This window comes from Variovorax sp. RKNM96 (assembly GCF_017161115.1).
GTDB lineage: Bacteria > Pseudomonadota > Gammaproteobacteria > Burkholderiales > Burkholderiaceae_C > Variovorax.
Genome location: NZ_CP046508.1, coordinates 5190305 through 5209379, shown reverse-complemented (window position 1 = coordinate 5209379; position 19075 = coordinate 5190305). Strand labels below are relative to the sequence as shown.

Annotated in this window: 17 protein-coding genes; 10 read left to right on the top strand and 7 right to left on the bottom strand. The window is 67.6% G+C overall.

The features are described 5' to 3' along the window. Nucleotides 1-7: 7 nt before the first annotated feature. Nucleotides 8-838 (bottom strand): IclR family transcriptional regulator, encoded by an 831-nt coding sequence (locus tag GNX71_RS24080; RefSeq protein ID WP_206174749.1) that lies wholly within the window; start codon nucleotides 836-838, stop codon nucleotides 8-10. A 170-nt stretch (nucleotides 839-1008) separates the two neighbouring features. On the opposite strand from GNX71_RS24080, the gene xsc reads away from it, so the two are divergent. Together xsc and GNX71_RS24070 are read left to right on the top strand one after the other, a co-directional pair. Beyond that, nucleotides 1009-2832, top strand: a complete 1824-nt coding sequence (gene xsc, locus GNX71_RS24075; protein WP_206174748.1) for a sulfoacetaldehyde acetyltransferase — start codon at nucleotides 1009-1011, stop codon at nucleotides 2830-2832. Beyond that, nucleotides 2829-4022: an acetate/propionate family kinase gene (locus GNX71_RS24070; protein ID WP_206179645.1), complete on the top strand. Its 1194-nt coding sequence runs from the start codon at nucleotides 2829-2831 to the stop codon at nucleotides 4020-4022. Before xsc ends, GNX71_RS24070 begins: the two co-directional genes overlap by 4 nt. A 3-nt stretch (nucleotides 4023-4025) precedes the next feature. Here GNX71_RS24070 and GNX71_RS24065 read toward each other — a convergent pair whose 3' ends face one another. The 5 genes from GNX71_RS24065 to GNX71_RS24045 are packed head-to-tail and all read right to left on the bottom strand — an operon-like array spanning nucleotide 4026 to nucleotide 8534. After that, a complete protein-coding gene (locus GNX71_RS24065; RefSeq protein ID WP_206174747.1) occupies nucleotides 4026-5018 on the bottom strand; it encodes a tripartite tricarboxylate transporter substrate binding protein in 993 nt (330 codons plus the stop codon). 57 nt (nucleotides 5019-5075) lie between these two features. Further along, nucleotides 5076-6077, bottom strand: a complete 1002-nt coding sequence (locus tag GNX71_RS24060) for an Ldh family oxidoreductase (protein ID WP_206174746.1) — start codon at nucleotides 6075-6077, stop codon at nucleotides 5076-5078. Next, nucleotides 6074-7003: a hydroxyacid dehydrogenase gene (locus GNX71_RS24055; protein ID WP_206174745.1), complete on the bottom strand. Its 930-nt coding sequence runs from the start codon at nucleotides 7001-7003 to the stop codon at nucleotides 6074-6076. Before GNX71_RS24055 ends, GNX71_RS24060 begins: the two co-directional genes overlap by 4 nt. Nucleotides 7004-7024: 21 nt before the next feature. Beyond that, nucleotides 7025-8200: a UxaA family hydrolase gene (locus tag GNX71_RS24050; RefSeq protein ID WP_093437190.1), complete on the bottom strand. Its 1176-nt coding sequence runs from the start codon at nucleotides 8198-8200 to the stop codon at nucleotides 7025-7027. Between the two features lie 52 nt (nucleotides 8201-8252). Continuing rightward, nucleotides 8253-8534, bottom strand: coding sequence for a UxaA family hydrolase (locus GNX71_RS24045; protein WP_093238744.1), 282 nt, complete (start codon nucleotides 8532-8534; stop codon nucleotides 8253-8255). Between the two features lie 126 nt (nucleotides 8535-8660). On the opposite strand from GNX71_RS24045, the gene GNX71_RS24040 reads away from it, so the two are divergent. Continuing rightward, nucleotides 8661-9431, top strand: coding sequence for a GntR family transcriptional regulator (locus tag GNX71_RS24040; protein WP_206174744.1), 771 nt, complete (start codon nucleotides 8661-8663; stop codon nucleotides 9429-9431). 15 nt (nucleotides 9432-9446) lie between these two features. Here the strand turns inward: GNX71_RS24040 and GNX71_RS24035 are convergent, their stop codons facing one another. Then, nucleotides 9447-10379: a LysR family transcriptional regulator gene (locus tag GNX71_RS24035; protein WP_206174743.1), complete on the bottom strand. Its 933-nt coding sequence runs from the start codon at nucleotides 10377-10379 to the stop codon at nucleotides 9447-9449. A gap of 82 nt (nucleotides 10380-10461) precedes the next feature. On the opposite strand from GNX71_RS24035, the gene GNX71_RS24030 reads away from it, so the two are divergent. The 7 genes from GNX71_RS24030 (at nucleotide 10462) to GNX71_RS24000 (ending at nucleotide 19062) form a co-directional block, all read left to right on the top strand. Continuing rightward, the gene (locus GNX71_RS24030) at nucleotides 10462-13401 is read left to right on the top strand and encodes a molybdopterin oxidoreductase family protein (protein WP_206174742.1); all 2940 of its coding nucleotides are present in this window, start codon (nucleotides 10462-10464) and stop codon (nucleotides 13399-13401) included. Then, the gene (locus GNX71_RS24025; protein WP_277401820.1) at nucleotides 13398-14228 is read left to right on the top strand and encodes a 4Fe-4S dicluster domain-containing protein; all 831 of its coding nucleotides are present in this window, start codon (nucleotides 13398-13400) and stop codon (nucleotides 14226-14228) included. The genes GNX71_RS24030 and GNX71_RS24025 overlap by 4 nt, the downstream gene beginning before the upstream one ends. A 4-nt stretch (nucleotides 14229-14232) precedes the next feature. Next, a complete protein-coding gene (locus GNX71_RS24020) occupies nucleotides 14233-15165 on the top strand; it encodes a DmsC/YnfH family molybdoenzyme membrane anchor subunit (protein WP_206174741.1) in 933 nt (310 codons plus the stop codon). Between the two features lie 72 nt (nucleotides 15166-15237). Then, on the top strand, nucleotides 15238-16143 hold the full coding sequence (locus tag GNX71_RS24015; protein WP_206174740.1) for a LysR family transcriptional regulator: 906 nt from the start codon (nucleotides 15238-15240) through the stop codon (nucleotides 16141-16143). A 67-nt stretch (nucleotides 16144-16210) separates the two neighbouring features. Then, nucleotides 16211-16858 (top strand): 4-carboxy-4-hydroxy-2-oxoadipate aldolase/oxaloacetate decarboxylase, encoded by a 648-nt coding sequence (locus tag GNX71_RS24010; protein ID WP_206174739.1) that lies wholly within the window; start codon nucleotides 16211-16213, stop codon nucleotides 16856-16858. A 52-nt stretch (nucleotides 16859-16910) separates the two neighbouring features. Beyond that, nucleotides 16911-17894, top strand: a complete 984-nt coding sequence (locus GNX71_RS24005; protein ID WP_206174738.1) for a tripartite tricarboxylate transporter substrate binding protein — start codon at nucleotides 16911-16913, stop codon at nucleotides 17892-17894. A 25-nt stretch (nucleotides 17895-17919) separates the two neighbouring features. Continuing rightward, nucleotides 17920-19062 carry a hypothetical protein gene (locus GNX71_RS24000; RefSeq protein WP_206174737.1) on the top strand — a complete coding sequence of 381 codons (1143 nt, stop codon included), beginning with the start codon at nucleotides 17920-17922 and terminating at the stop codon, nucleotides 19060-19062. The last annotated feature ends 13 nt before the right edge of the window (nucleotides 19063-19075 follow it).

The window sequence follows — 19075 nt, the reverse complement described above, 5'->3', positions numbered from 1 at the left end:
CTGGGGATCAGGCCGTTGCGCGGTCGCTGCCCGCATCGGCATCGATGCGGCTCAACGCAAGCGCGGCGCGTTGCAGCGCGGGCAGCAGCGTCTTCGCCCTCGCCGCGTCGAGCCGCATGATCGGCGCCTGCACCGCGATGCAGAGGTTGGATGGCGCCTCGTCGCCCGAAGGCACCAGCGCGGCGATGCACAGCAGGCCGGGCAGGAATTCTTCGTTGTCGATCGCAAAGCCGTCCTTGCGCACGCGCTGCACTTCTTTCTCCAACGCTTCGGCATCGGTCAGCGTCTTGGGCGTGTAGGTTTCGAGCGGTGCGTTGGAGAGCAGCCGGCGCCGCTGCGCCGCGCTCATCTGCGAGAGAAAGATCTTGCCGCTCGCCGAGCAATGCACCGGCACGCGCGAGCCCGGATGCAGGTAGAAGCGCAGCGGCGCGGCGGTTTCCACGCGGTCGAGGTACACGACCTCGCTGCCCGAGAGCGAGGTGAGGTTGCAGCTCTCGCCGATCTCTTCGACCAGTTGGCGCAGCACCGTGTGGCGCGCGCCGTGCAGGCTGTCGTTGAAGAGCAGGTTCTCCGACAGCCGCCGCAGTCGTGTTCCGATGCCGTAGTGGCGCCCATCGCCTTCGCGCTGCAGGAGCCCCGCGCCTTCGAGCTGCTGCAGCATGCGGTGCAGCGTGGGCTTGGGCAGGCCGGTCTCTTCGACCAGGCCCTGCAGCGAATAGCGCTGGTCTTTGGCGGCCATGACTTCGAGCAGGCCGAAGAGGCGCATGGTGGGCGTGTCGCCCGCCGGTTCGGCGGCTTCAGGTGTGAGGCCTTTGACGATCTTCATGCGGCGGATCATAGTTGTTTTACAAAAAACAAGACAAGGCGTACCGATTTTTGTAAATTGTTTGACGTCATGGGCTTGCCGGCCTATATTCCGCCGGAAAGAAATTCGGAACAAGTGGTTCCGACTTTCGAGTTGCAGCATCCAGACCGATCCCGCCTCATTCCCATCAGGAGACGCCTTCCATGAGCCAGAAGAAACCAGCAGCACCCGCCCGCGAAGCCGTCACCGGCGTGCAGAAGATGACGCCCTCCGAGGCCTTCGTCGAGACCATGGTCGCCAACGGCGTGACCGACATCTTCGGCATCATGGGCTCGGCCTTCATGGATGCGATGGACATCTTCGCGCCCGCCGGCATCCGCCTGATTCCGGTGGTGCACGAGCAGGGCGGCGCCCACATGGCCGACGGCTATGCGCGCGTGTCGGGCCGCCACGGCCTCGTGATCGGGCAGAACGGCCCCGGCATCAGCAACTGCGTGACGGCGATTGCGGCCGCCTACTGGGCGCACAGCCCGGTCGTGATGATCACGCCCGAGACCGGCACGATGGGCATGGGCCTGGGCGGCTTTCAGGAGGCCAACCAGCTGCCGATGTTCCAGGAGTTCACCAAGTACCAGGGCCATGTGAACAACCCCAAGCGCATGGCCGAGTACACGGCGCGCTGCTTCGACCGCGCCATCTCCGAGATGGGCCCGACGCAGCTGAACATTCCGCGCGACTACTTCTACGGCGAGATCACGGTCGAGATCCCGAAGCCGATGCGCGTGGAGCGTGGCGCGGGTGGCGAGAACAGCCTGAACGCGGCGGTCGAACTGCTGGCCTCGGCCAAGTTCCCGGTGATCCTCTCGGGCGGCGGTGTCGTGATGGGCGACGCGGTCGAAGAGTGCAAGGCCCTGGCCGAACGCCTTGGCGCACCGGTCGCCAACGGCTATCTGCGCAACGATTCCTTCCCCGCGAGCCATCCGCTGTCGGCCGGCCCGCTCGGCTATCAAGGCTCGAAGGCCGCGATGAAGCTGATCGCGCAGGCCGACGTGGTGCTCGCGCTCGGCTCGCGCATGGGCCCCTTCGGCACGCTGCCGCAGCACGGCATGGACTACTGGCCGAAGGACGCGAAGATCATCCAGGTCGAGGCGGACCACACCAACCTCGGGCTGGTGAAGAAGATCACCGTCGGCATCCACGGCGACGCCAAGGCCACCGCCAAGGAACTGCTCAAGCGCCTGCAGGGCAAGACGCTGGCCTGCGACGCCACCAAGGCCGAGCGCGCCGACAAGATCAAGGCCGAGAAGGCCGCGTGGGAAAAAGAGCTCGACGAGTGGACCCACGAGCGCGACCAGTACAGCCTCGATGCCATCGAGGAAGCCAAGGGCGAGAAGACGCCGACGGGCGGCAGCTACCTGCACCCGCGCCAGGTGCTGCGCGAACTGGAAAAGGCCATGCCGCCGCGCGTGATGGTCTCCACCGACATCGGCAACATCAACGCGATTGCCAACAGCTACCTGCGCTTCGAGGAGCCGCGCAGCTTCTTCGCGCCGATGAGCTTCGGCAACTGCGGCTACTCGCTGCCCACCATGATCGGTGCCAAGTGCGCCGCACCCGACCGCCCGGCCGTGGCCTATGCCGGCGACGGCGCCTGGGGCATGAGCATGAGCGAAATCATGACGGCCGTGCGCCACGACATTCCGGTGACCGCCGTGGTCTTCCACAACCGCCAGTGGGGCGCGGAGAAGAAGAACCAGGTCGACTTCTACAATCGCCGCTTCGTCGCGGGCGAGCTCGAGAGCGAGAGCTTCGCGGGCATCGCCAAGGCGATGGGCGCCGAGGGCATCGTGGTCGACAAGCTCGAAGACGTGGGCCCGGCGCTCAAGAAGGCCATCGACATGCAGATGAACGAAGGCAAGACCTGCGTGATCGAGATCATGTGCACCCGCGAGCTGGGCGACCCGTTCCGCCGCGATGCGCTGTCGAAGCCGGTGCGCTTCCTGGACAAGTACAAGGACTACGTCTGACCGAATCGCTGCTCACGCTGAACGCCGGGTCGTCGTCGATCAAGGTCGCGTTGTTCGCGGCCGCTGGTGACGGCGATGCGCTGCCGAGCGCACGCTGGTCGGGGCAGGCCGACGGGCTCGGCGCGGGGCTGAAGGCGCGGCTGCGCATTCGCGATGCGGAAGGTCGGACGCTGCACGACGCCACGCTCGATGGCGAGCATCGTTCGCACCAGGGCGCGCTCGCAGCGTTGCTCGAATGGCATGCACAGCAGGGCGGCGACGACCGCATCGCGGCAGTCAGCCATCGCATCGTGCACGGCGGCGTGAACTTCGTGGCGCCGGTGCGCATCGACGACGCGGTGCTCGCCGAGCTGGCCGCGCTCGAGCCGCTGGCGCCGCTGCACCAGCCGCACAACCTCGCGGGCGTTCGTGCCGCGATGAAGGCCTTCGACGGCGTGCCGCAGGTGGCGTGCTTCGACACCGCTTTTCATTCGACGCAGACCGAGGTGAATCGCCGCTTCGCACTGCCGCGTGCGTTGCATGACGCGGGCGTGCGGCGGTATGGGTTCCACGGGCTTTCCTACGAATCGATCGTTGCGCAGTTCACGCGCCTTGCGCCCGAACTGGCGGACAAGCGCGTGATCGTCGCGCACTTGGGCAATGGCGCCTCGATGTGCGCGATGGCGCAGGGTCGTTCGGTTGCGACGACGATGAGCTTTTCGCCGCTCGATGGCCTGACGATGGGCACGCGCTGCGGGCACCTCGATGCGGCCGTCGTGTTGTACCTCATGCGCTCGCAGGGCATGTCGGCCGAGCAGGTCGAGACGCTGCTGTTTCGCGAATCGGGGTTGCTGGGTCTGTCGGGTGTGTCGAGCGACATGCGCGAGCTCGAAGCATCCGCCGCGCCGGAAGCCGCCGAAGCCATCGCGCATTTCGTCGAGCAGGTCGTGCAGCACATGGGCAGCCTCGCCGCTGCGCTGCGTGGCGTAGATGCGGTGATCTTCACCGGCGGCATCGGTGAGAACGCGAGCGCGCTGCGCGAGCGCATCCTCGAAGAATGCGACTGGCTCGGCGTGCATGTCGACGCGGCTGCCAACGGCGCGGGCCATGCGCGGCTCACGACACCGGAGAGTCCCGTCAGCGCCTGGGTGCTGCGCACGGACGAAGAGGCGGTCATCGCCCGCCACACCGCACAGGTGCTGCGCGGCTGAGCGCTAGCTCGGCTGGATATCGGCCGCCTTGATGACGTGCGCCCAGCGCGCGATCTCCTCGGTGAGGAAAGGCGCGAAGCGCTCCGGCCCGCGCGCATCGATCACGAAGCCCTGCTGGCGCATGCGCTCCTCCAGGCCGGGCTGCGCGAGGATCTTCACCACCTCCGCGCCGAGCTTCTGCACCGCGGCATCGGGCATGCCGGCCGGCGCCATCATTCCCGTCCAGTTCTCCACCTGCAGCGTGGGCATGCCGGCCTCGGCCGTCGTCGGCACGTCGGGCAAGAGCGAATAGCGTGCCTTGCTCGCGATGGCGAGCGCGCGCAGCTTGCCGCCCTTCACGTGCGGGATCGATTCGGGGATGTTGGAGAACACCACGTCGAGCTGCCCGCCGATCAGGTCGGTCATGCAGGGCGCGCCGCCCTTGTAGGGCACGTGCTGGATGGCGGACTTGTTCAGGTCGTTGAAGAGCGCGAGCGTCAGGTGCGGCGGCGTGCCGCTGCCGCTGGAGCCGGCGTTGAGCTTGCGCTCCTTCGCGGCCGCGATCAGGCCCTTCAGGTCCTGGATCGGGCTGGCCACCGGCACCACGATCAACATGGGGCTGCCCGCGATCAGCGCGACCGGGCGCAGATCCTTCTGGAAGTTGAAGGGCGACTTCGGGAACAGCGTCACGTTGGCCGCGTGCGTGAGCGTGATCGCCAGCAGCGTGTTGCCGTCCGGTGGCGACTTGGCCACGAGGTCGGCGCCGATCTGGCCGTTGCCGCCGGGGCGGTTGTCCACCAGCACGCTGACCTTCCAGCGTTCGCCCAGCTGCTGCCCGATCTGGCGCGCCATCACGTCCGTAAGGCCGCCCGCCGGAAAGGGCACCACGTAGCGCAGCGTGGCATCCGGCTTCGGGTAATCGCCGCCTTGCGCCCGTGCCAGCGCCGGCATGAGCGCACCGAGCGATCCCGTTGCCGCCAGGGCCGCGGTCCCTTGCATCCATTCACGTCGTTTCATCGTGTTGTCTCCTGTTGTTGTGTTTGGGGGAATGACGCTCTGCGGCGCTTACCGGTTCTACCGTCGCCACTGCGCGAGCAGCGCCTCGGGCACCTCGATGCCCTCGGCTTCCGCGCGCCTTCGCAGGTCTTCGCGCCGCGCACCGGGGAGGCGCACGCCGTCGTCGCGCAGCATCTCGGCCACCAGCACCTCGACGCGGTCGAGGTAGCTCGCCGATCCCGCCAACGCGCCGGGGTCGATGACGATGAAAGCCTGGCCGATGCGCGGCCGGTTGCCCGCATCCTCGAAGAAGCTCGAGGCCTCGAAGCCGAACTGCGCGCCGATGAGCGCGGTGACCAGCAGCTCGACCACCAGCGCCAGCATCGCGCCCTTGGGGCTGCTCGCGGCGCCGATGGGCAGCATCGAGCCTTCGAGCGCGGCCTGCGCGTCGGTGGTGGGCTGCCCGTCGCGGTCCACGGCCCAGCCGGGCGGGATCGGCCTGCCTTGCTTTGCTGCCACCATCACCTTGCCGCGCGCCACTTCGGAAAGGCTCAGGTCGATCATCAACGGCAGCGCGCCGCGGCGCGGAAACACCGCCGCCACCGGGTTGGTGCCGAAGATGGGATGCCGCCCGCCCGCCGCCGGCATCGCGGCCGGCGAGTTCGCAAAGCCCAGGCCGACCATGCCCGCATCGGCCACCGCGCGCAGGTGATCGACCACCACGCCGCAGTGGTGGCTCTCGGTCACGCCCGCGATGGCGATGCCGAAATCGCGCCCGCGGGCGATGGCTTCGGCCACCGCCATCTCGCAGGCGGCGAAGGCAAGACCCTCCTGCGCGTCGATCAGCGCGGCGGCGCCTTTCTCGCGGCGCAGCGTGGGCACCGCATTGCCGTTGACGCGACCGTTGCGAAGGTGCGTGGCGTACTGGGCCACGCGGCCGAGGCCGTGCGAGCCCAGGCCTTGCGCTTCGGCCAGCACCAGCGCGCGTGCGGTGGCCGAGGCCATGGCTTCGTTGGCGCCGGCTGCGCGCAGGGTCTCGGCCACGACCTGCCGCGCTTCCTGCAGGTTCAACATCGTCATGGTTCGAGTGCCTCCAGCACCTTCTGCGCGATCAGGCTGCTCACGCGCTCGTTCGATTCGGTCGTCACGCCCGCGATGTGCGGCGTCAGCAGCAGGTTGGGGCAGCCCTCGAAGTGCGCGCTGGCCGCGAGCGGCTCGGCGTCGAACACATCGAGCGCCGCACCGCCGAGCCGGCCTTCGCGCAGCGCGAGCGCCACTGCGGACTCGTTGACGATGCCGCCGCGCGAGGTGTTGATCAACACCGCGCCGCCCTTCATCGCTGCGATGCGCTCGGTGCCGAACAGGTTGCGGGTGCCGTCGACCAGCGGCACATGCAGGCTCACCACATCCGCTTGCGCCACCAGTTCATCGAGGCCGAGCGGTTGCGTGTCGTTCTCCGCAAACGCCCGATGGCCCGCATCCATCATCGCGTCGAAGGCCACCGTGCGCATGCCCAGCGCCTTCGCGAGCCGCGCCGTCAATTGCCCGATCGCGCCGAAGCCGACCAGCCCCAGCGTCTTGCCCGACAGCTCGCGCCCGTTGGAAAGCGCATTGCGCGGCCATCGGCCCGCGGCGACATCGGCCGTCGAGGCGTAGGCGCCGCGCAGCAGCATCATTGCGCTCGCGATCACGTACTCCGCCACGCTCAGCGCATTCGCGCCCGCGGCCGGAATCACGCGGATGCCGCGCGCCTCGCAGCCCGCCACGTCGATGTTGTCCAGGCCCACGCCCAGGCGTCCCACCACCGTGCACTGAGCGAGCGCGTCGAGCATTTCGCCGCGCACCTGCGTGCGGTTGCGCACGATGAGGGCGTTGGCCCACTTCGCTTCGCGGTACAGGCGGGCGCCGTCGTCCACCAGGGCCAGGTCGTAGAGAACGTCGTGCCGCGCGCGCAGTTGCGCGACGGCGGCGGCGTCCATGAACTCCGCAATGACGATGCGTTTCATGGTGTCGTGTCGTTCGTGCACTCAGGCCGATTCGTACAGGCGCGTCATCACGAACTCGCGGTGGCCCAGCGCCTCGGCCGCGGTGAGCCGGCCGTTGGCGGTGCGCAGCATGCATTCGAGCAGCTGGTCGCCGGCCTGGTCGAGCGTCATCTCGCGCTGCAAGAGGCCCGAAGTGTCGACGTCGACGTGCTCGCTCATGAGCCGCACGGTGCGCGGATTGGCGCAGATCTTGATGACCGGGAGGATCGGGTTGCCGATCACGTTGCCCTGGCCCGTGGGGAAGAAGTGCACCGCATAGCCCGAGGCGGCGCACAGCGTCACCATCTCGGCCGCGGCGCTGGAGGAATCCATGAACCACAGGCCCGGGCCGGTGGGCACCTCGGCCTTGTCGAGCACGCCGTCGACCAGGCACTTCTTGCCGATCTTCTGGATGTTGCCAAGCGCCTTTTCCTCGATGGTCGTGAGGCCGCCCGCGATGTTGCCCTTGGTGGGCTGCGAGTCGGAGAGGTCGCTGGTCTTGTGGCGGTTGATCATGTCCTGGTAGCGGTTGAACATGAACATGAAGCGCTCCTTCACGTCGGGCGTGCGGCAACGGTCGGCCACGATGCGCTCACCGCCGGTGATCTCGGAGGTTTCACCGAACACCAGCGTGTTGCCGGTCTCGTAGAGCTTGTCGAAGGCGTTGCCCACCGTGGGATTGGAACCGCAGCCCGAGGTGGTGTCGCTCTCGCCGCACTTGGTGGACACCCACAGCTCGTGGATGCCGCAGGGCTCGCGGCGCTTCTCGCTCGCGTTCTGCACGAACTCGCGCGCCACCTTGCTCGCGCGCAGGATGGTGTCGTGGTCGCCGTGGCCCTCGATGCCGAAGCCGGCCACCGGCTTGCCCGTGGCGGCGATGCCGTCGACCACCTTCTGCGTCCAGCTGTCCTCGATGCCGATGACGACGACGGCCGCCACGTTGGGGTTGCAGCCCGCGCCGATCAGGGTGCGGAAGTGCAGTTCCAGGTCGGCACCGAACTGCAGGCGCCCGTAGGGGTGCGGAATGGCGAGTGCGCCTTTGATGTTGTGGGCCACCGCTTCGGCGGCGGCGTTGGAAAGGTCGTCCAGCGGCAGGATGATGACGTGGTTGCGCACGCCGACGCGGCCGTTTTCGCGGCGGTAGCCGAGGAAGGTGGTGTCTTTGGAAATGATGGACATGCTGTGCTTTCGGATTCGTGGGTGATGGGAGCTTGCGAAGCGGGGCGTGGGCTTACCAGCGCTTGGTCTTGATGTTCTGGACGTGCGCGTGCTCGCCGGCCTTGATCGGCGCGACCACCTTGCCCATGTCGATGCCGTACTTCCACACCGTGTCGCCGGTGGCCATGTCCTTGAGCGCGACCTTGTGGCCGATCGGGATGTCCTGGCGTGCGTCGACGCTGGTCATCCGGTCCTCGTCCATGATCCAGCCGGTGAGCGACATGCCGGCCTTGACGCCTTCCACCACCACGACCGCGACCGTGTCCTTGGCGTCGTGCAGAACGAAATGAATCATCGTTGTCTCCTGTTGTGACTCGCTGAGAATTTGCAGCCAGGCCAGTGTCCGAGTGCGTGTCTCCGGGTGTCAAACAGGTCATATGAATGACTTGAATGAATCGCGACGCGGCCGAACAATCGCGCCATGCCGCGACCGACCGACCCTTCCGTGTTCGAACCGATTCCCGCCGATGCCGCGGGCGCGCCGCTCTACCGGCTGGTCAAGCGCTCGCTGCTGCGCGCCATCGAGTCGGGGCGCTGTGCGGCGGGCAGCACGCTGCCGAGCGAAAGCGAATTGGCGTCGGCGCTGGGCGTGTCGATCGGCACGCTGCGCCATGCGACCGATGACCTCGTGGCCGAGCACATCCTCGTGCGGCGGCAGGGGCGCGGCACCTTCGTTGCGGTGCACAACGCGGACCGCTTCATGTTCCAGTTCTTCCACGTCGAGCGCAGCGATGGCCTCAGGCAGGCGCCGCAGGTCGAGTTCGTCGCCTTCGAGCGCGTGCGCATGGAGGAGGAGCCCGCGCAGGCGCTGGGCCTTCGCACTGGCGAGCCGGCCATCCAGATCGACAACCGCCTGCTGCTGCAGGGCAGGGCGGTGATCCACGACCGGCTCACGCTGCCGGCGCTGCTCTTCAAGGGCTTGACCGAGAAGCGCTTTCGCGAGCGGCCGAGCACCATCTACCACCTCTACCAGACCGAGTTCGGCATCACCGTGACGCTGGCGCGCGAACGCGCTCGCGCGATGACGGCCGACCGCAGCGTGGTGCGCATCCTCGGCGTGGCGCCGGGCGCGCCGGTGATGGAGGTGAAGCGCACCGCGCTGACCTTCGGCGACAAGCCGGTCGAGTACCGCGTATCGACCATCAACACGGCGCAGTACGAGTACGTGCACCTGCTGTCGCGGCCGGCTTGACCGCGCCGGTGCGGGCTAGCGGGCGGGCGACATGCGCGGCACGGTCGCCCCGCAGTGCCGCAGGAAATCGGCCGTCGCGCGACCCAGCAGCTTGTCGCGGTGCATCACCGTCGCGAGCCGCCGTGTGCCAGCAGGCAGCCGTGTGCGCAGCTCGATCAGGTGCCCGTCTTCCAGCGCCTGCGCCACCGTGTAGCGCGAGAGGCAGGCCAGCCCCGTGCCCGACGCCACCACGCGCTTGATCGCCTCGGTGCTGCCGAGCTCGAAGCCCACGCGCACCTGTTCGAGGTTCTGGATCAGCCACGCATCGGTGACCTGCCGCGTGCCCGAGCCGTGTTCGCGCAGCACCCAGGTGGCCTGCGAGAGCTGGCGGTGCGTCGCGATGCGGTCCGCGAGTGCATGGCCCGGCGCGGCGACGATGACCAGCTCGTCTTCGCGCCAAGCGCGCACCACGAGGTCGGGGTGCGTCTGCGGCCCTTCGATGAAGCCTACGTCCACGTCGAAGCCGGCCACCGCCTCGATCACGTCGCGCGTGTTCGCGATGTGCAGGTGCACCTGGCTCTGCGGATGCAGCGCGGTCCATTGCGACACGCGCTCGGGCAGCAGGTATTCGCCGATGGTGAAGCTCGCCGCCACCCGCAGCGGCGCCGCATGCTCGCCGCTGAAGAGCGCCTGAACCTCGCTCGCCTGGTCGAGCAGCGCCTGCGCCTTGGGCAACAGCGCGCGGCCGTTCTCGTTGAGCACCAGACGGCGGCCGATGCGGTCGAACAGCAGTGCGCCGACAGATGCCTCCAGGTCGGCCAGCGCACTGCTGGCCGCTGATTGCGAGCGCGCCACGCGATCGGCCGCCGCCCGTGTGCTGCCTCCGCGCGCGGTGGCCACGAACACTTCGAGCTGGCGCAGGTTCAGGCGCAGGCGCTGGGTGAGTTGTTGATCTGATTTTCCGGTCATGGTGAGCGATATTCTCCGCTTTTCCGATTGATGGAGGCTCCCTAACATCGGCGCTGCCCCGCTTGAAAACAAAGGACCGCCAGTGTTCAGTTTCCTGTCCCAAGAGCCCGTGCACGATCCGCTCAAAGCGCCGACGCCCACGGCGGACACCGAGGTCAAGACCACCACCTGCTACATGTGCGCGTGCCGCTGCGGCATCCGCGTGCACCTGCGCGAAGGGGAAAAAGGTCCCGAGGTGCGCTACATCGACGGCAACCCGAACCATCCGCTGAACCAGGGCGTGATCTGCGCCAAGGGCTCCTCGGGGATCATGAAGCAGGTATCGCCCGCGCGCATCACGCAGCCGCTGCTGCGCAAGGCCGGCAGCGAGCGCGGGGCGGGGGAGTTCGAGCCCATCAGCTGGGAGCGCGCCTACGACATGCTGACCGAGCGGCTCGGCAAGATCCGCGCGACCGATCCGAAGAAGTTCGCGCTGTTCACGGGGCGCGACCAGATGCAGGCGCTCACCGGTCTCTTCGCGCGGCAGTTCGGCACGCCCAACTACGCGGCGCACGGCGGCTTCTGCTCGGTCAACATGGCCGCGGGAATGATCTACACCATCGGCGGCAGCTTCTGGGAGTTCGGCGGGCCCGACCTGGAACGCGCCAAGCTGTTCGTGATGATCGGCACCGCCGAAGACCACCACAGCAATCCGATGAAGATCGCGATCAGCAAGTTCAAGCGCGCGGGTGGGCGCTTCATCTCGATCAACCCGGTGCGCACCGGCTATTCGGCGATTGCGGACGAGTGGATTCCGATCAAGCCCGGCACCGATGGCGCGTTGTTCATGGCGCTGCTGCACGAGCTCATCGGCAACGAGCTGGTGGACCATGCGTTCCTCAAGCGCTTCACCAATGCGCCGCAGCTCGTGGTGCTGGACGACTGCGAGCGCGAAGGGCTGTTCGCGTTCGACCCCGAGCGCGGGCCGCCCGGCGATGGGCGCAGTCCGCACAACAAGCTCGTGTGGGACAAGGCGAGCGGCAGCGTGAAGCCTGCGTACCCCGAAGGCATCGCCGATGGCTGCGACCCGGCGCTCGAAGGGCACTACACGCTGGCCGACGGCACGCGCGTCGCGCCTTCTTTCCAGTTGCTGCGCGAGCGCGTGGCGCTCTGCACGCCCGAGTGGGCAGAGGGCATCACCGGCATCGACGCGGCGCGCATCCGAAAGCTCGCGCGCGAGATGGGTGAGACCGCGCTGCAGCAGGCCTTCGAACTGCCGATTCCGTGGACCGATGCGTGGGGCAAGCAGCACCCGACCACGCAGGCGCGGCCCGTGGCCTTCCATGCGATGCGCGGTCTCGCCGCGCACTCCAACGGCTTCCAGACCGTGCGCGCGCTCGCGGTGCTGATGAGCGTGCTGGGCACCATCGATGCCCCCGGGGGCTTCAGGCACAAGGCGCCGTATCCGCGTCACATCGTGCCCAACTACCGGGCCTTCAACGACCCGGGCATGATCCAGTCCAACACGCCGCTCAACGCCGCGCCGCTGGGCTTTCCGGCGAACCCGGAAGAGCTGGCGATCAACCCCGATGGTTCGCCGATCCGCATCGACCATGCGTTCTCGTGGGAGCACCCGCTGTCGGCGCACGGGCTCATGCACAACGTGATCACCAACGCGGTCAAGGGCGACCCCTACCGCATCGACACGCTGCTGATCTTCATGGCCAACATGGCGTGGAACTCCAGCATGAACACCATGGGCGTGCGCGAGATGCTCAACCGCAAGGACGAGAAGGGCGAGCACATGATTCCCTTCCTCGTGGTGTGCGACGCCTTCCAGAGCGAGACCGTGGCCTTCGCCGACCTGGTGCTGCCCGACACCACGTACCTGGAGCGGCACGACGTGATGGGCATGCTCGACCGGCCGATCTCGGAGTTCGACGGACCGGTCGACTCGGTGCGCGTGCCCGTGGTGCCGCCGACCGGGGAGTGCAAGCCCTTCCAGGAGGTGCTGATCGAGCTGGCCTCGCGCCTGAAGTTTCCGGCCTTCACCACGCCCGAGGGCGGGCGCAAGTTCACGGGCTACCCGGACTTCGTCGTCAACTTCGAGCCGCAGCCGGGCATCGGCTTTCTGATGGGCTGGCGCGGCAAGGACGGCACCGAGCACCTGCGCGGCGCGCCGAACCCGAAGCAGTGGGAAGCCTATGCAGAGAACAACTGCGTGTTCCAGTACCACATGCCCGAGACCATGCACTACATGCGCAACTGGAACCGGGAGTACCTCGATTTCGCGAAGGACAAGGGCTGGCGCCAGCGCAACGACCCGGTGCAGCTGGCGCTGTACTCCGACACGCTGCAGAGCTTTCGGCTCGCGGCGCAGGGCAAGAGCCCGGGGCGGCAACCACCCGAGGCGCTGCGCGAGCGCATCGAGAAATATTTCGATCCGCTGCCGTTCTGGTATCCGCCGCTCGAGGAGGCCGCGACCGACCTCGAGGCCTATCCGCTCAACGCGTTGACGCAGCGGCCGATGGCGATGTACCACTCGTGGGATTCGCAGAACGCGTGGCTCAGGCAGATCCACAGCCACAACTACCTGCATGTGAACCCGCTCACCGCCGAGGCCGCGGGCATCGCGGATGGCGGCTGGTGCTGGGTCGAGAGCCAGTGGGGCAAGGTGCGCTGCATGCTGCGCTACAGCGAGGCGGTGGAGCCCGGCACGGTGTGGACGTGGAATGCGATCGGCAAGGCCGATGGCGCATGGCAGCTTGCACCGGGTTCGGACGAGGCACGCAAGGGTTTCCTGCTCAATCACCTGATCAGCGAGGAACTGCCGTGCGAAGGCACGGCGAGTGGGCGCATCAGCAATTCCGATCCGATCACCGGGCAGGCGGGTTGGTACGACGTGCGGGTGCGCATACGGCCGGCCGAGCCGGGCGAGCCCGAAGAGAGCTTTCCGCAGATGGCGAGCATGCCGAGTCCGCCGGGAGTGCTCGGCAAGGCGGCGAGTGTGTTGACGTACTTTGCGGGGAGGGGCAAGAAATGATGCAGTGGCTGAAAGACCTGATGGGCCCGGCTTCCCTCCCTCCCCTTCCGGGGGAGGGTTGGGGTGGGGGCACGGCGGCCTTCATCGAAGCGCAGCATCCAGTAGAAGCGCCGCTGCCCCCACCCCAACCCTCCCCCGGAAGGGGAGGGAGCAATACCTCCAAGCGCGCGGAGCAGGGCGAGACGCTCGCCAAGCAACTGGCCCTCGTCATCGACCTCAATGTCTGCGTTGGCTGCCATGCCTGCGTGACCTCGTGCAAGCAGTGGAACACCTCCGGCAGCGCCGGCCCGCTGGCCGACGAGCGCCCCTACGCCGCCAACCCGACCGGTACCTTCTTCAACCGCGTACAGACCTACGAGGCCGGCGCCTTCCCGGCCACCGAGACGGTGCACCTCCCCAAGAGCTGCCTGCACTGCGAAGACCCACCCTGTGTCCCCGTGTGTCCCACGGGCGCGAGCTACAAGCGCAAGGAAGACGGCATCGTGCTTGTCGACTACGACAAGTGCATCGGCTGCAAGTACTGCGCGTGGGCCTGCCCCTACGGCGCGCGCGAGCTCGATGAAGAACGCCAGGTCATGACCAAGTGCACGCTCTGCGTCGACCGCATCTACGACGAGCTGCTGCCCAAGGAAGACCGCAAGCCCGCCTGCGTGAAGGCCTGCCCCACGGGCGCGCGCCTCTTCGGCGACGTGAAGGACCCGGACTCCGAGGTGTCGAAGGCGATTCGCGAACGCGGCGGCTACCAGCTGATGCCGGAGTGGGAAACCAGCCCGGCGAACCAGTACCTGCCACGCCGCATCACGCAGTCGACCGACGCGCAGGGATAACGGCATGCATCCCGCGTTCTCGATTCTTTTCTTCACCACGCTGGCCGGCGCGGCGCAGGGCCTGGTCTTCACGCTGGCGCTCGGTGCATTGCTTGGCCTGGAGATGGCGCCGGGCTTCCTGACGTTGGCATTGGGCGTGGCCGAGGTGCTGCTCGTGGCCGGTCTTGCGGCATCGTTCATGCACCTGGGCCGCAAGACGCGCGCATGGCGCGCGGTGCTGATGTGGCGCACCTCTTGGATGTCGCGCGAGGTGATCGTGCTGCCGGGCTTCATTGCGCTCGTGGCGATATGGTGGCTGTCGCTGCGCTTCGGTATGGGCGCACCGTGGTCGTGGTTGCTGCCGGTGCTGGTGCTCTTCGGCGCAGTGGCGCTCTGGTACTGCACCGCGATGATCTATGCATGCCTTCGCTTCATCGAAGAGTGGGCGCATCCGCTCACCATCGTCAACTTCACGCTGATCGGGTTGTCGTCGGGGCTGGTGCTGGCGTGCGCGATGGCGGCGTTGGCCGGCGAGGGGCGCTTCGTGCAGGTCTTCGGGCCGTGTGCGCTCGTGGCCACGCTGGCGGCGTGGGCCGCGCGCGGGCAGGCACTGCGGCGCAACGCGGGCATCCGCCACAAGTCGACGCTGCAGTCGGCCACCGGCATCCGTACCGAGAAGCTGGTGCAGAAGTCGATGGGCATGTCTGCCGGCTCGTTCAACACGCGCGAGTTTTTCCATGGCGCATCGCTGGCGGCGCTGAAGAACATCAAGCTCGCCTTCCTGCTGCTGGCCTTTGCATTGCCCGCGCTGCTGCTGGCGTGGGGCCTCGCGAGCGCGGCGGTCCTGCCGTGGCTGCTCGCGGTGCTGGTGCAGGCGCCGGGTCTGCTGGCCGAACGCTGGTTCTTCTTCGCGCAGGCCAGGCACCCGCAGAACCTGTACTACCAGGTCGTGTCCTGAGCCTCGCTGAAGACTGCCGGCGCGGGTTTGCATTGACCCCTTGGCCGCGTGCCCGTGGCACGATCCCCGGCCATGAACTTCCGTCAATTGCGCTACTTCTGCGAGGTGGCCGACAGCGGCACCCTCGCGCGCGCCGCCGAGCGCCTGTTCGTCGCGCCCACGGCCATCAGCATGCAGATCGCGCTGCTCGAAGGAGGGTTGGGAGGAGCGCTGTTCGATCGAACCGCCAAGCCCATGAAGCTCACCCCGCTGGGGTTGTTCTTCCTGCCGCGGGCGCGCGAGCTGCTGGCAAACGGCCAGCGGCTGGAAGAAGATACCCGCGACGTGGCCAGCGGAAAGAGCGGCTGGCTCGGCATCGGTTTCGTCCGCTCGCTGCTCAACTCCGTGCTGACGGACGCAGTGCGCGCCTTCCGGCAGAGACATCCCGACGTCAAGCTCGATCTGGTCGAACTGCTGTCCGAACACCAGCCGGCGCAGTTGCGCAGCGGTCGCATCCACATCGGCCTGTCGCGCTTCGCCGGGCCACAGGAGCCGCCCTCCGACCTGCGGCATGAACTGCTCTTCGAAGACCCGTTCGTCGTCGCGCTTCCTGCAGACCATCGCGCGGCGAAGCGAGGCAGGGTCTCGCTGGCCGAGCTCTCGGGGCTGCCGCTCATCAGCTATCCGAAAGATCCGCAGAGTTCTTTTGCGCAGCACGTCATCGGGCAGCTCCATGCGTTGGGCCTGCAACCCCGCGTGGGGCACGAGGCCATCGAGATCCACACCGCGCTCGGGCTCGTCGCGGCGGGGCTGGGCTATGCGGTTGTCGGTGCTTCGGTGGCCCAGCGCGCGCAGAGCGACGTGGCCTTCGTCAGGCTGCCTGCGCTCAAGGCGCTCACCACGGTCGTGGCAGTGACACGCGCCGACGAGGAAGGGCCGCTGGTGGCCTCCATGCTCGGGACGCTGGCAGCCGTGCGGCAGGCCACGCAGAAGCTCTGAATATCTGAAGTTATCTCCAGAAATCGACGCTGTTGTTCAGGAGTTCATCGGGTGATCATCCGCACCCATGAACCAACAACTGCAGAACGAGGCGCTTGAAAGCCTGCGCCAACTGGGCGCCGCCACCGTGTACGAAGCGCAGGGCGCTTGTGGCGCACTCGACAGCGGCCTGAAACCGCTCGATCCGGCCAGCCGCCTTGTGGGGCCGGCGCTCACCGTGGACATGCGGCCCGCGGACAACCTCATGCTGCACTACGCGCTGCTCAAGGCGAAGCCTGGCGACGTGCTGGTGGTCGATGCCAAGGGCTTCATGGAAGCCGGCCCCTGGGGCGACGTGTTGACCGAAGCCGCCATGGCGCGCGGCGTGGCGGGGCTGGTGCTCCACGGCGCGGTGCGCGATGCCGAGGCCATCGTGCGGATGAGCTTTCCCGTGTTCTGCCGCGGGCTGTCGATCAAGGGCACCGGCAAGCACCAGCCAGGACGCCTCAACGTGCCCGTGTGCATTGGTGACGCGGTGGTCCGGCCCGGAGACATCGTCGTCGGCGACCGAGACGGCCTCGTGATGGTCGAAGCCGATGCGGTCGAACGCGTGCTGGCGAGCGCGCAGGCCCGCGAGGCAAAGGAAGCCGGCTTTCGCCGTGCGATTGCGAACGGAAGCTCCACGGTGGAACTGCTCGAGCTCGGCGAGACGCTGCACCGGCTGGGCCTGCATTGAACGCGGCCACGAGGCCGCCCGAACAACAAACATCCAAGAAGAGACAAGACCCATGAACAAGCAGAAGCGAATCTTCCTCGGGCTCTGCGCATCCACCGTCGCGCTGGCTGCCACCTTGTCGGCGCCCGCTGCGTTGGCGCAGGCCTATCCGAACAAGCCGATCCGCCTGATCGTGCCGTGGCCCGCGGGCGGCGCGACAGACTCGGTGGGGCGAGCGGTGGCAGAGGCCCTGCGGGTGCAACTGGGGCAATCCGTCATCGTCGACAACATCGCCGGTGCGGGCGGCAACATCGGCACGCAGCAGTTCATTCGCCAGCCGCACGACGGCTACACGCTGCTGTTGGCCACGAGTTCGACCAACTCCGCCAATCCCTATCTCTACAAGCGCACCGGCTTCGATCCGGTCAAGGACTTCGCGCCGGTGGCGTCGCTGGCCATCATTCCGAGTGTGATGGTGGTGGCGGCCGCCTCGCCCTACAAGACGCCCGCCGACATCGTGAACGCTGCCAGGGCCAAGCCCGGCGCGCTCTCGTATGGCTCGGGCGGTGTGGGCAATTCGGCGCACCTGGCGGGTGAGCTCTTCAAGTCGGTGGCGCGCATCGACACGATCCATGTGCCCTACAAGGGCAGTTCGCCGGCGCTGACCGATGTGATGGCGGGGCAACTCGACTACATGCTCGACACCGGGGCGTATGGGCAGATCAAGGGCGGAAAGATCCGGGCCATCGCTGTCGCGTCCGACAAGCGCCATCCCATGCTGCCGGGCGTGCCGACCTTCGACGAACTCGGGATCAAGGGCATGCAAATGAACGCCTGGTATGGCCTGGCCGCACCGGCGGGTACGTCACCCGCCGTGGTCGAGCGGCTCAACGCGGCGGTGCAGACGGCTTTCAAGAGCGGTGACCTGAGCAAGCGGCTGTCCGACATCGGCGCCGAAGTGCGACCCGGCGATGCCGCGAGCTTCGCCGCCTTCTGGAAGTCCGAGCTCGAGCGCTACGCTGGCCTTGTGAAGCTCACTGGCGCATCATTGGATTGATGCACACAGGCAGGAGACAAAACAGATGAGCACCTCCGCATTCGTTGCCGCAAGATGCCTGGGCGTCGTGCTGGCCTGCGCGGTTGCCGGGACTCTCACAGCCGGCTGCGCGGCACCCGGCAACAGCATCGCTGGCTCCGGCACACCGTCGTTCCACGTCGATGTTTCGTGGCCCAGGCCATTGCCCAACAACTGGATCCTCGGCCAGGTCAGCGGCGTGGCCGTCGATGCGGAAGACCACATCTGGGTCTTGCAGCGTCCGCGCAGCCTTTCCGAAGACGAGGCCGGTGCAGCGGCAAAACCGCCGCAGTCCAAATGCTGCCTGCCCGCGCCACCGGTGCTCGAGTTCGATGCCGCGGGCAGGCTGCTGCGTTCGTGGGGCGGCCCTGGTGCCGGCTACGACTGGCCGGGCAATGAGCATGGCATTCACGTCGATGCCAAGGGCTTCGTCTGGATCACGGGCAACGGCGACAACGACGGCCAGGTGCTCAAGTTCACGCGCGACGGCAAGTTCGTCCTGCAGATCGGCAAGGTCGGGCCGCAGACCGGCAGCGCCGACACCACGCGCCTGGGCAAGGCTGCAGGCGTGGAAGTCGATGGCGAGGCCAACGAGGTGTACGTGGCCGACGGCTACCAGAACCGCCGCGTCATCGTGTTCGACGCAGAGACCGGTGCCTACAAACGCCACTGGGGTGCCTACGGACGTCCGCCCAGCGATGCCGAGAAGCCGCAGGCGCGCCGCACGCTGCCGCCCACGCAGGACCAGCTCCAGCAGTTCGGCACGCCGGTGCACTGCGTGCGCGGTGCGCGCGACGGGCTGGTCTATGTGTGCGACCGCCTCAACAACCGCGTGCAGGTCTTCCGCAAGGACGGCAGCTTCGTCAAGGAATTCATGGTCGAGCCCGCCACGGCCGGCAACGGCTCGGTGTGGGACATGGTGCTCTCGCGCGACCCGCAACAGAAGTGGCTCTTCATGGCAGACGGGCGCAACAACCAGGTGCTGACGCTCGACCGCAGCACCGGGGCGGTGGCCGGCACGCTGGGGCGGCCGGGCCGGTATGCGGGCGAGTTCCACTGGGTGCACGACCTCGCGATCGATTCGCACGGCAACCTCTACGCAGGCGAGGTCGACAACGGCAAGCGTGTGCAGCGGTTCACGCGCGATTGACGGATTCGTTCAC

What these genes read in the sequence shown, in the direction of transcription:
- GNX71_RS24050 (WP_093437190.1), bottom strand. Translation starts at nt 8,200, where the DNA reads ATGTCCATCATTTCCAAAGACACCACCTTCCTCGGCTACCGCCGCGAA.
- xsc (WP_206174748.1), top strand. Translation starts at nt 1,009, where the DNA reads ATGAGCCAGAAGAAACCAGCAGCACCCGCCCGCGAAGCCGTCACCGGC.
- GNX71_RS24015 (WP_206174740.1), top strand. Translation starts at nt 15,238, where the DNA reads ATGAACTTCCGTCAATTGCGCTACTTCTGCGAGGTGGCCGACAGCGGC.
- GNX71_RS24000 (WP_206174737.1), top strand. Translation starts at nt 17,920, where the DNA reads ATGAGCACCTCCGCATTCGTTGCCGCAAGATGCCTGGGCGTCGTGCTG.
- GNX71_RS24080 (WP_206174749.1), bottom strand. Translation starts at nt 838, where the DNA reads ATGATCCGCCGCATGAAGATCGTCAAAGGCCTCACACCTGAAGCCGCC.
- GNX71_RS24010 (WP_206174739.1), top strand. Translation starts at nt 16,211, where the DNA reads ATGAACCAACAACTGCAGAACGAGGCGCTTGAAAGCCTGCGCCAACTG.
- GNX71_RS24035 (WP_206174743.1), bottom strand. Translation starts at nt 10,379, where the DNA reads ATGACCGGAAAATCAGATCAACAACTCACCCAGCGCCTGCGCCTGAAC.
- GNX71_RS24005 (WP_206174738.1), top strand. Translation starts at nt 16,911, where the DNA reads ATGAACAAGCAGAAGCGAATCTTCCTCGGGCTCTGCGCATCCACCGTC.
- GNX71_RS24020 (WP_206174741.1), top strand. Translation starts at nt 14,233, where the DNA reads ATGCATCCCGCGTTCTCGATTCTTTTCTTCACCACGCTGGCCGGCGCG.
- GNX71_RS24065 (WP_206174747.1), bottom strand. Translation starts at nt 5,018, where the DNA reads ATGAAACGACGTGAATGGATGCAAGGGACCGCGGCCCTGGCGGCAACG.
- GNX71_RS24055 (WP_206174745.1), bottom strand. Translation starts at nt 7,003, where the DNA reads ATGAAACGCATCGTCATTGCGGAGTTCATGGACGCCGCCGCCGTCGCG.
- GNX71_RS24040 (WP_206174744.1), top strand. Translation starts at nt 8,661, where the DNA reads ATGCCGCGACCGACCGACCCTTCCGTGTTCGAACCGATTCCCGCCGAT.
- GNX71_RS24045 (WP_093238744.1), bottom strand. Translation starts at nt 8,534, where the DNA reads ATGATTCATTTCGTTCTGCACGACGCCAAGGACACGGTCGCGGTCGTG.
- GNX71_RS24060 (WP_206174746.1), bottom strand. Translation starts at nt 6,077, where the DNA reads ATGACGATGTTGAACCTGCAGGAAGCGCGGCAGGTCGTGGCCGAGACC.
- GNX71_RS24025 (WP_277401820.1), top strand. Translation starts at nt 13,398, where the DNA reads ATGATGCAGTGGCTGAAAGACCTGATGGGCCCGGCTTCCCTCCCTCCC.